Source organism: Pseudomonas sp. (assembly GCF_050739655.1).
Lineage (GTDB): Bacteria > Pseudomonadota > Gammaproteobacteria > Pseudomonadales > Pseudomonadaceae > Aquipseudomonas.
The window spans coordinates 1-1068 of record NZ_JBOIBY010000334.1 but is presented as its reverse complement, the minus strand read 5'-3'; the positions used below and the strand labels follow the sequence as shown (position 1 = coordinate 1068).

Sequence of the window (1068 nt, the reverse complement as noted above, 5' to 3'; positions counted from 1 at the left end):
GAGCTAGCCTGCTAGCGATAGGGCCTTCACATTCAAAGAAGATGTTGAATGTGCCGCCGCCATCGCTAGCAGGCTAGCTCCCACAGTTTTTTGTCGATCAAAAATCTTGTGCCCGGTGTCAAATGGTGTAGGACATTTCTGTTTTTCTTAGAACCCGGAAATACCCGTTGGGCTGTGATGTTGAGGGCAACAGCGCTTTCTTCGCGAACGATTTCCAACGGTCCAAAGAAATTTCTGGGCAAGGTCTTCGGACATTTCCTTCGAATTGTGGCGATTTGCGTGAACTGGTTTCGAAGGTGTTGGGTGGGTAGGCTTTGCGGGTCACTGAAATTCAGTGGTGAGGTGTAGGAACCTCGATAGTCCCGAGAATCTCATTGGCACCCAGTACCTGAATTGCGGCCGCTTACATGCGTCCGTAAGATCAGCTGCGGCGGCCATGTACGGGCACGCTTCGGCGTGGTCGAGGTTCTCGGGACTCGATTTTCCTACCCCGTACATGGCTGCCACCCCGCCCGTAGGAAAGGCTTTCGGCAGCTCGGTATTCTCTTCCCGAGTTAGAAAACATGAAAACCCTGCACCCAGATCCACCCTACGAAAAACCCTCTCCCCGCGACAACCGCTACATGGCCATGACCGGCAACTGCACGGACATGCCCACCTACTTCATCGACACCCATGTCCCGCTCGACATCCTGATGGACGCCGCCAACTACCGGATCCGTGTTGTCACCCAAGTGCTGGAAAACCTGTCCATGCGGGGCTCGATCGAGTGTGAGTCCTTCATCCTCAGCGACTTCGCCTCGCTCTGCGCCATCCCGTTGCGTGATGGTTGTGATGTGCTGGATGTGGTTGGGCGGCGGTTGCGGGCGCAGGCCCTGCGATAACAAGCCAGACCCATTACCCCTGTGGGAGCGAGCCTGCTCGCGATGAAGGCGGCATATCCAACATTTATGGTGTCTGACACTCCGCCATCGCGGGCAAGCCCGCTCCCACAGTGGTTTTGGTTGGTCGAGGAATTTGCGTACACCCGCTGAACCTGTGGGAGCGGGCTTGCCCGCGATGAGGCCA

1 protein-coding gene is annotated in these 1068 nt (G+C 56.4%); it reads left to right on the top strand.

The window, feature by feature from the left end; genetic code table 11:
* The first annotated feature begins 563 nt into the window (after nt 1-563).
* The gene (locus ACRESJ_RS16180; RefSeq protein WP_431758799.1) at nt 564-884 is read left to right on the top strand and encodes a hypothetical protein; all 321 of its coding nucleotides are present in this window, start codon (nt 564-566) and stop codon (nt 882-884) included.
* Nucleotides 885-1068 lie beyond the last annotated feature (184 nt).

Bases quoted from the DNA above. Each gene is read 5' to 3' on its own strand.
- ACRESJ_RS16180 (WP_431758799.1), top strand. From the start codon at position 564: ATGAAAACCCTGCACCCAGATCCACCCTACGAAAAACCCTCTCCCCGC.